6 protein-coding genes are annotated in these 9,499 nt (G+C 73.9%); 3 read left to right on the forward strand and 3 right to left on the reverse strand.

Translation table 11 applies throughout. The annotated features are described in order from the left end of the window. The first annotated feature begins 132 nt into the window (after positions 1-132). Positions 133-633 carry a hypothetical protein gene (locus tag B073_RS0120940; RefSeq protein WP_018540041.1) on the forward strand — a complete coding sequence of 167 codons (501 nt, stop codon included), beginning with the start codon at positions 133-135 and terminating at the stop codon, positions 631-633. Between the two features lie 90 nt (positions 634-723). On the opposite strand, the gene B073_RS0120945 is transcribed toward B073_RS0120940, so the two are convergent. Beyond that, positions 724-2,745 (reverse strand): N-acetylmuramoyl-L-alanine amidase, encoded by a 2,022-nt coding sequence (locus B073_RS0120945; protein ID WP_018540042.1) that lies wholly within the window; start codon positions 2,743-2,745, stop codon positions 724-726. Positions 2,746-3,089: 344 nt separating this feature from the next. Further along, complete coding sequence (locus B073_RS0120950) at positions 3,090-4,223, reverse strand: aminoglycoside phosphotransferase family protein (RefSeq protein WP_026247576.1); 1,134 nt, start codon at positions 4,221-4,223, stop codon at positions 3,090-3,092. 285 nt (positions 4,224-4,508) lie between these two features. On the opposite strand from B073_RS0120950, the gene B073_RS0120955 reads away from it, so the two are divergent. Next, positions 4,509-6,035 carry a hypothetical protein gene (locus tag B073_RS0120955; RefSeq protein WP_018540044.1) on the forward strand — a complete coding sequence of 509 codons (1,527 nt, stop codon included), beginning with the start codon at positions 4,509-4,511 and terminating at the stop codon, positions 6,033-6,035. 218 nt (positions 6,036-6,253) lie between these two features. Here the strand turns inward: B073_RS0120955 and B073_RS0120960 are convergent, their stop codons facing one another. Further along, positions 6,254-7,720, reverse strand: coding sequence for a PP2C family protein-serine/threonine phosphatase (locus tag B073_RS0120960; RefSeq protein ID WP_018540045.1), 1,467 nt, complete (start codon positions 7,718-7,720; stop codon positions 6,254-6,256). A 312-nt stretch (positions 7,721-8,032) separates the two neighbouring features. Between B073_RS0120960 and B073_RS0120965 the strand changes: the two genes are divergently transcribed. Beyond that, on the forward strand, positions 8,033-9,457 hold the full coding sequence (locus B073_RS0120965; RefSeq protein ID WP_018540046.1) for a hypothetical protein: 1,425 nt from the start codon (positions 8,033-8,035) through the stop codon (positions 9,455-9,457). Positions 9,458-9,499 lie beyond the last annotated feature (42 nt).

Genomic DNA, 9,499 nt, shown 5'->3' on the forward strand with positions numbered 1-9,499 from the left:
GATTCCACCCACCGGCCGGCCCGCCCTCCGGGCGAGCGCCGGGAGTTCGACGACCGGCTTCGCGCGCCACGGACGTGCGCCGGGGGCGGGCACCCGCACGGTGCGCCGGGCCGGGCCACGTACGATGGCGGCATGTCCTTCCTCCGTCGCCGCAGCGCAGCCACGCCCGCCGGTCCAGACTTCGACGTACTCGCCATGGACCCGGGTGACTGGCCCGGCAATCTCGGGGCCGGGCTGCTGCCCGCGCCCGACGGGAGCTGCCAGGGCGTGTTCCTCCGTTACGACCTGTTCGGCGGCCGCGGCCCGGCGATGATCATCGGCAACCTTCCGGAAGGCTCCCCGGCCCGCGAGGTCGAGGGGGAGCAGGTGCCCTTCGAGGTGGCCCAGCTGCTCGCGGCGCTCGGCAACGACGAGCCGGTGACGGTCGTCGAGACCGAGGACACCCCCGTGATGCACCAGGACAACCTCCTGATCGTCAAGCGCGTCAAGTGCTCCGAGGGCCGCATCTCCTGCGTGCAGTTCGACCGCGACGACGGCGTGCTGGTGACCATCGCCAGCTGGGACCGCCCGATCACCGACGACCTCTACGCCCTGCTCAAGCCGCTCCCGGCGGAGCTCTTCCAGCAGGGCTGATCGGCAGGACCGGCTGCGCACACACCACGCGCCCGGTGGGGCCCCAGGGCCACCACCGGGCGCGTCGGCGTTCCCGCCCGCTCCCGGGTGCTACGACGCCGAGGACCGGACGTCCACGTCGGCCGCCCGCACATAGCCGACCCGGTGCCCGAGCTGGATCTCGTAGTACACGTCCTGGCCGCGGACGATCGCATGCTTGGTGACGTCGAAGGTCGGCGAGAAGAAGTACTCCGACTGCACCCGCCCGCCGACCGCGTACCGCTGGCCCGCGAGCAGCGTGTACGGCAGCGGGGTCACCGCCTGCACCGGCACCTGCGACGGGTACGCCGACTGCTCCGGATACGCCCGCCCGTACACCGGGATCTCCGCCCGGCCCGCCTTCGGCGTGGCCACCAGCCCCTTGGCGTTCACCGCCGTCGGGTGCGAGCGCGGGTTGTGGAACCACGCCTGCTGCCCGAGGTACCAGATCGCCGTCCAGTCACCGGACCGGCCCGCCACCGCGAACCGCTGGCCGGTCGTCGCCCGCGCCCCGGTGTCGTTCACCCCGGTCGTGGACGCCGAGCCGTCCGGGTGCAGCCCGATGTCCTTGACCAGCGGCGCGCTCTCACTGGGCGCGACGTGCAGCCGCACGGCGCCGGACCCGTGCGGCGCGCAGGGCTGACCGGGCTTCTCACAGTCGGTGTAGACCGGCCGGTTGCGGTCGTAGGACGGCCGGATGGTGACCAGGCCGCCGTGCGGGCCCGCGGTGCGCTTGAACGGCCGGCCCAGCAGCGCGAAGTAGTGCGCCCAGTCCCAGTACGGACCGGGGTCGGTGTGCATCCCCGCGATCGTCGAGGGGACCGTACCGGGGACGTTGTCATGGCCCAGGATGTGCTGCCGGTCCAGCGGGATGCGGTACTCCTTCGCCAGGTACTTCACCAGCCGGGCCGAGGCGCGGTACATCGCCTCCGTGTACCAGGCGTCCGGCGCCGCCAGGAACCCCTCGTGCTCGATGCCGATCGAGTGCGAGTTCATGTACCAGTTGCCCGCGTGCCAGGCGACGTCCTTGGTCGGCACATGCTGCGCGATCAGCCCGTCCGCGGAGCGCACGGTGTAGTGCCAGGACACGTACTTGGGGTCCTTGATCAGCCGCAGTGTGGTCTCCCACGACCCCTCGGTGTCATGGATGACGATGGCGTCGATCTTCTGGTCCTTGGGCCGGTCGGCCAGATCGTGGTTGCCGTAGTTGGTGCCGTTGTCGTACTGCTCGTAGGGCGCCGGCCAGGACTCGCAGGCGACGGACCAGGGGCACTCCAGCGCCCCGCCGGCACCGCGGGGGGCGGTGCGCAGAGCGGCGGCGGCGCTGGTGAGACGCCGTGCCTGGGCGGCGTCGGCGGCCAGCCGCGGCGCGGCCGCCAGTGTGACCCGCTGCCCCGCGTCGGTGGTACGGCTCTGCCCCTGCCGCAGCACCTCGAAGACGTCCCGGGCGAACGCCGCGCCGCTGCGTGGATCGTCCGCACCGCCGTAGCGCGCCACCGCCGCGTACCACTTGCCCGGGTCGCTGCTGGCCGGCTGCCCCAGCGCGCGCTGGGCGGCGGCCAGCAGCGCGGCGCCGCCGAGTACGTTCGCGGCCGGATCGCTGCGCAGCCGTGCCGCCGGCAGCCCGGTGAGCTTCGCCGCGGTCGGCAAAGTGCGCAATCTGGTGGGGAGTTGGGCGGGCAGCACCACCCGCCGGGACCGCGACTGCACGGACGCCCGGAGCGGCCGGGCGGCGTCGCCGCGTGCGTCCCCGCCGTCCGTGGCGAACTCCGGCGCCCGCGCCACGGCCGCCCGGGCATCGGTCAGGTGCATCGGCCCGTATCCCCCGGACACACTGGGCGCGCCACCATGGCCGTCCCAGCGCGACTCCAGATACGCGACGCCCATCAGCACACTGCGCGGGACGTGGTAGCGCGCCGCGGCGTCCGCGAAGGCCCGCTGGAGGGAGCCGGACGGGGGCCGGTCGGCGCCCGCGGACGGGGCCGCGGAGACCAGCGGCAGCAGCAGCGCCGCGGCGGCGACGGCGGTGGCGGATCTGCGCAGGGCGGGGTGGTGGCGGGTTCTCGGCGCGTCTTCCGGTGCGGATCCTCGCAAAACAGCCTCCTTCTAGCCGGCCCGAGCCGGGACGGTGTGACGGTGGTGTGCCAGGGGCCTGCCCGGTGCTGTGTGAGCCGGCCAGGCCGCGGTCGCGCGGGAGAACCCGAGGGTAAGCCTCAGGTCGGCCGAGAACCATAGATGTGCCGACGCGCCGTCAATCACCACACCTGGTTCGGATTTCGCATGTCCGGACAGTATTGCCAGGAGCCTTCCCGGACCGGGCCGGGACCTGCGGGGCGTCAGTGGAATGGACCAACACACGGGTGAGCGGCGCGGCCCGTACCCGGGCGCGCCGCTCACGAATCTCCCCTCGGGGCCGCCGCTCTCGGCAGCCCCGGCGGTCAGCGGGTGCCGACCGCCGCCCGCACCGCCCGCCGCGCCATCTGCGCGTCGTCGTGCAGCCTGCGCAGCAGCAGCCGCTGCTCCTCGCCCGCCGCGACCGCGCCGGGGTGACCCGCCCCCGCGGTGGTGGCCGGCGCGGGCTCCCGCATCGTCCGCTGGACCGCGGTCTCGTACCGCCGGATCTCCCGGGTGAGCACGAGCATGAGGTTCACCAGGAAGGCGTCCCGCGCGGGGGTGCCCGCCGCCTGTGCCAGCTGGCTGATGTGCCGGCGGGCCACCGGGGCGTCGCCGAGCACCGTCCACAGCGTCGCCAGGTCGTAACCCGGGAGGTACCAGCCCGCGTTGTCCCAGTCCAGCAGCACCGGACCGGCGGGCGAGAGCAGGACGTTGTTCAGCAGCGCGTCGCCGTGGCAGAACTGGCCCTGGGTGTGCGCCAGCCCGTGCAGCAGCTTCTGCAGGTCACCCAGGTCGCGGTCGGTGAGCAGCCCCAGGTCGTGGTACCGCCCGATCCGGCCCGCGTAGTCCAGCGGGGCGTCGAACAGCCCGGCCGGCGGACGCCAGGCGTTGACCCGGCAGATCGCCGCCAGCGCGGCCCGCACATCGGCCCGCGGCGGGGCCTCCGAGGGGTGCCGCGCCAGGGCCGCCACCCGGCCCGGCATCCGCTCCACGACCAGCGTGCAGTTGTCGGGGTCGGCCGCCACCAGCCGGGGCACCCGCACCGGCGGACGGTGCCGGACGAACGCCCGGTACGCGCTTATTTCCTGCCGGAAGCTCTCGACCCACGCGGGGGAGTGGTCCAGTAAACACTTGGCGACGGCGCTCATCCGACCCGTCGTCCCCAGGAGCAGTACGGACTTCCCGCCGCGGCGCAGCACCTGGACCGGGTTGAACTCCGGACAGATGCGGTGCACCGAGGCGACGGCGGCGCGCAGCTGGGCGCCCTGGGGACCGGACAAGTCGAGTCTCCCGCTGAGCGGTTGGGTGCCCATCCCCTGCGCCCGCCGGTTGCGTCCTCCGGGGAGGCCGGCCACCGCCCCCGCGGAAGGGGAGGGATCGAGATACGGCCCGCTCCCGTGGGGGTGCGGGCGGTACGTCCGGGTGGGGGCGGTCACGGCGGACGATGCTGCATACATGGGTGAGACTGATCCCTTCGTGCGCCGACGAGTTGCGTGCGCTCCCGGCCCGGTGGCGGGAACCCGTGAACGGGCCCCGTACGGGCGGCCGATCCGTAGGTCCCCGTGCAGGGCACGCACCCTGGGGAATGCGGTCCCGCCACCGGGCCGGGGGCTGCACACCTACCGAACACGCGGATGCGGGTGGCAGACCATCTGGCGCACCCTGGCGAACCCTGGCGAATGCTCGCAGCGCATGTCACGGGCCGTTACTGTCAACTCAGTCGAGGAACCTGGGGGCTTGACGTGAGCAGGGAGCCGAACACCCGTCTCGCGGACCTTTTCGGCCTGGCCGGCTGGTCCAAGGGAGAACTCGCGAGGCTGGTCAACCGGCAGGCGGCGGCCATGGGCCACCCGCAGCTGGCGACCGACACCTCGCGGGTACGGCGCTGGATCGACATGGGCGAGACGCCCAGGGACCCGGTGCCCAAGGTCCTCGCCTCCCTCTTCACCGAGCGCCTCGGCCGTGTCGTAACCATCGAGGACCTCGGGTTCGCCCGGACTGGTCGCGCGGGGAAGCGGCAGGCCATGGACGGTCTGCCCTGGGCGCCCGAGCGGACCGCGGCGGTCCTCACGGAATTCACGGGAATGGACCTCATGCTCAATCGACGCGGCTTGGTGGGGGCGGGCGCGGCGCTCGCCGCGGGCTCCGCACTCACCGGCGCCATGCACGACTGGCTGCACACCGACCCCGCCCCGCTCGCCCTCCGCCACGACGATCCGCTCGCCCACGAATCCCTGCACGAACTCGACCAGATCGGCCTCGACCGCTACGACGCGGCCCCGGTGGGGTCACAGGAGATCGACGCACTGGAGCACTCCGTGGAGGTGTTCCGCCGGTGGGACGCGGCACGCGGCGGCGGCCTCCAGCGCAAGGCCGTGGTGGGCCAGCTCAATGAAGTCGGCGGGATGCTCGCCTACCGCCACCCCGACCACCTCCAGCGCCGGCTCTGGGGGGTGGCCGCCAACCTCGCCGTACTGGCCGGCTGGATGTCCCATGACGTGGGCCTGGAGCCCACCGCGCAGAAGTACTTCATCATCGCCGCGCACGCGGCCCGCGAGGGCGGCGACCGCCCGCGCGCCGGCGAGGCGCTCTCCCGCGCCGCCCGCCAGATGGTCCACCTGGGCCGCCCGGACGACGCGCTGGACCTGATGAAGCTCGCCCAGTCCGGCTCCGGCCAGGAGACCCTGCCGCGCACCCGCGCCATGCTGCACACCATCGAGGCGTGGGCGCACGCCTCCAAGGGTCACGGCCAGGCGATGCGGCGCACCCTCGGCGAGGCCGAGGAGCTGTTCGTCTCGGACAAGCGCGATGTGCCGCCGCCGTCCTGGATGCAGATGTTCGACGAGGCGGATCTGCACGGCATGCAGGCGCTGGCCTTCCGCACCCTCGCGGAGCACGACCCGTCCGCCGCCAGGATCGCCCAGGTCCATGCCAGAAAGGCGCTCCAGCTGCGCAAGAACGGTCACCAGCGGTCCCAGATCTTCGACTACATCTCGATGGCCTCGGCCTGCTTCATCGGCGACGACCCCGAACAGGCCGACCGCTACGCCCGGTTGGCGCTGGTCTCCATCGGTGAGAACTCCTCGCACCGCACCTGGGACCGGCTGCGCGAGATGTTCCGGCTCACCGGCCAGTACTCCGGCTGCGGCAAGGTCCAGGAGCTTCGCGAGGAGCTCCAGCAGGTGCTGCCGAAGCAGCGCCCCAAGGGAAAGGGACCCGCTCTCGGCACGGGCCTCGGGCCGGACCTGGGACCGAACTTCGCGGTCTGAGCGCCGCCCGCACCACCGCCGCGCGATGTCGCGCTGCTCGTCAACGTGTTCACCAACCCGCCGACTCGCCAACCCGCCAACCGGGCATCGCCGACGGTCGCATGACAGGACGTCACAGCGCCCGTCACGTCACAGCGCTCGTCGTCAAGAGGCCCCCGAACCCTCGGGGCGGCCGACGCCTGCCGTGGCCGGTCCGCCCCCGACGGTAGCGCCGTGCGTCAGTCGCCGACCTTGGCGATCAGCACACAGGCGTCGTCCTCCCGCTCGGTGGTGCCGAACTCCTCGACCACGATGCGGACGCTGTCCTGCGCGCTGCGGGCCGCGCCGAACCGCGGCGCCAGGGCCAGCAGCCGCTCGGTGCCCTCATGAGTGCTGTCCGGGCCGTGGGTGCGGCGCGGGACCAGCCCGTCGGTGTGCAGCACCAGCAGGTCGCCCGGCTCCAGCCGCTCGGTGTGTTGGCCGTAGCTCGCGCCCGTCGTGGCGCCGAGCAGCACGCCCTCCGGCGGGTCCAGCGCGCGCCCCGTGCCGCCGCGGAACAGCAGTGGCGCGGGGTGCGCGGCCTGGGCCCACTCCAGCGCCCGCGTCGCGGGATCGAACTGCGCGCACAGCGCGCTGCCCAGCGCCGGCTGGCTGGCGGTGTCCAGCAGCTGGTTGAGGAACCCCATCAGCTGCCCGGGGCGGTTCCCGGCCATGGCCATCCCGCGCAGCGCGCCGAGCACCATCGCCATCCCGGACGTCGCCGCCACGCCGTGCCCCGTGAGGTCGCCGACGCTCAACAGCGTGCGCCCGTCGGGGAGTTGGAGGGCGTCGTACCAGTCGCCGCCGATCAGGTCGGAGGCGGCGGCGGGGAGATAGCGGCCGGCCAGATCCAGGGTGACCGGGCCGCCCTCGGGGAAGCGCAGCGAGCCGCGCCAGGGCGGCAGCACGGCCTCCTGGAGCTCGACCGCGAGCCGGTGCTCGGTCTGCGCGATGTGCCGCTGGCGCCGGAGCGAGTCACCGGTCTCGCGCACTGCCGTCTGGCTGCGGCGCAGCTCGCTGACGTCGCGGAGCACCGTCCACACGCAGGCGGTGCCGCCGTCGGAGTCGAGCACCGGCTCGCCGACCATGTGGACCGTGCGGATGCCGGAGTCGGTGCGCACGATGCGGAACTCGCCGTCGATCGGCCGGCCGTCCACCAGACAGTCGGTGACCATCACGGCCAGCTTCTCCTGGTCCTCGGGGTGCACCAGGGAGGGCAGCTCGTCCAGGGTCAGCGGGCCGTCGGCCGGGTCCTGGCCGAACATCGCGAACAGCTCGTCGGACCAGGTCACGTCGTCGGTGAGCAGATTCCACTCGGCGCTGCCCACCCGGCGCAGCAGTGCGCCCCGCTCGGGTGCCGCGGGCCCGGCCGGGGCCGCGGGCGGCTCGGCGGGCGCCTCCGCGGCGTCCGTGAGCGCGGTGGGCAGGCCCTCTCTGAGCTGGTCGAGATGGCCGCCGAGGTCGTCCAGGTGGTGGACGGCGAGGTCGCACAGTGCCCGCTGCCAGCGCAGCTGCGGGTCGGCGGCGAGGTCACCGGCCACCGAGGACTCTCTGCGTACCGCGTCGAGGCCACCGCGCAGGGTGCGGGCCTGCGAGATGAGGGCCTCGACCGCATCACGCTCGGGGGTCCGATCGGCTGGGTGATCCGCGTAGAGAGGGGGCGGCATGACGTACTCCGTGATCAGGCGGCGCCGGAACGTATGGGCCGGTTACGACTCTTGCACAGGCTGCGACGGTCCGTAAGGGATTTGGCATTACCCGATACGGTGGTGCACCTGGCATATGCCAATGGCCTCCCTTCCGTGGTCGGGCCCGAATCGGCGGAATGCAGGGTTCCACGCTAGGCTGCGGCCGCCGTACAGCTGTCTACCCCGCCGATCCATGGGGGGAACGACGCATAGGGCCCGCGGTCACCGGCAAGAATGCCGGTCGGCGGAAATCCCGTTGCCAGCCTGTCCCCCGCACCGGATGCTGACCTCATGTTCGATCCAGACATAGCGCCCAGTGGCACCCTGCTCGGCCTCCTGCAGCGAGGTCGCGGCGACGGGACCCTGCATGCCCTCGCGGCGCCGCGGGCCGAGGCGCTCGCGGCACTCAACGCCAGTGTGCTGCGCGACCCCCGCCGGAACTGGCAGGTGGAGAACCGCTCGCTCTACTACGCGCGCCTCTACATGCAGCTCGACGGCGGTCTCGAGGAGATCGAACGGCACCTCTTCCACGCCGACGACCTCACCGACACCGGCGAGGAGCGCACCGGCCTCGCCCTCGCGGTCCTCGGCCACCTCGCCGCCTACGGCAGGGACGCCGCGCGGCTGCTGCTGCGCAGCTACGCCGCGGTCGGCAGCAACTGGCGCTGGGCCCTCGACGAGCTCGCGCTGCGGGACGACGACGCCGGGCTGCTCGGCCTGGCGCCCGCGGTCCTGGCCCGCTTCCCCGCGACCCCGGAGGGCGACGCCCTGCTGGCCGCCGCCGTCCGCGACGCCTTCGAGCCCCGCCCCTGGCGCCTGTGGGCCGAGGACCCCCGCTACCGCGCGCGGCTGGCCGCCGCCGGGGAACAGGGCTCCTTCGACCGCTGGCAGCGCCAGCTCCGGCCGCGCGGCCCGCGCCCCGGCTGGAGCGTGGCCGAGGTGCTGGAATGGGCCCAGCAGGAGCTGGAACCGCACCCCGACGAGCACCGCTACCTCGCCGCCGCCCGCTGCCTGAGCGCCGTCGCCGGCCCCGAGGACCGCGCCGAGCTGCTGCGGGCCGGCCGCGGCGGACCGGACGCGGCCCGCGCCGCCGTCCTGCACCACCTCGCCGAACGGAGCGACCCGGAGGTCCTCGACCTCATCGAGGCCGCCGTCACCGATCCGCTCGCCACCGAACCGCTGGTCGCCGCCGCGCTCTCCTCGTACGAGCGGATGCGCAGTGCGGCCGCCGTGGAGCGGGCGCGGGTCTGGGTGGCGCGCGCCGACCGGCTGGGCGGGTCCGCCGCCGCGATGCTGGCCCGGCGCGGCGACCGCCGGGACGCCGACCTGGTGCTGGCCGCGCTGCGCCGCACGGTGCGGGAAGAGGGGCCGGACGTCTGCGCACTGTGGGAACTGGTGGACGGCGCCGGCCGCCTCGGGATCAGCTGCGCGGCGCCGGTATTGCGCCACATCTATCGCGAGACCTCCTCCTCCCATCTGCGCGGCCTGGCCGCCGCAGCGCTCGCCGCCACCGACCCCGGGTTCGCCGCCGGGTTCGCCGTCGAGTGCCTGTGGGACTGCGAGGAGCACACCCGGGAACTGGCCGCCCGGCACGCGGCCACCGCCGACGACCGGGTCGTCGAACAGCTCCGCCGGCTGGCCGCCGATCCGGCCGAGGAGGCCGAGGTGCAGACCGCCGTACGCGCCCGCTTCGGGCCGGACGCCTCCGCGGTGTGAGACCCGCCGGGCCCGCCCTGACGGGCCCGGGGTGCGGGAGGC

The sequence above is a fragment of the Streptomyces sp. MspMP-M5 genome, from assembly GCF_000373585.1.
Taxonomy (GTDB): Bacteria; Actinomycetota; Actinomycetes; order Streptomycetales; family Streptomycetaceae; genus Streptomyces.

Bases quoted from the DNA above. Each gene is read 5' to 3' on its own strand.
- B073_RS0120940 (WP_018540041.1), top strand. From the start codon at position 133: ATGTCCTTCCTCCGTCGCCGCAGCGCAGCCACGCCCGCCGGTCCAGAC.
- B073_RS0120950 (WP_026247576.1), bottom strand. From the start codon at position 4,223: ATGTATGCAGCATCGTCCGCCGTGACCGCCCCCACCCGGACGTACCGC.
- B073_RS0120960 (WP_018540045.1), bottom strand. From the start codon at position 7,720: ATGCCGCCCCCTCTCTACGCGGATCACCCAGCCGATCGGACCCCCGAG.
- B073_RS0120965 (WP_018540046.1), top strand. From the start codon at position 8,033: ATGTTCGATCCAGACATAGCGCCCAGTGGCACCCTGCTCGGCCTCCTG.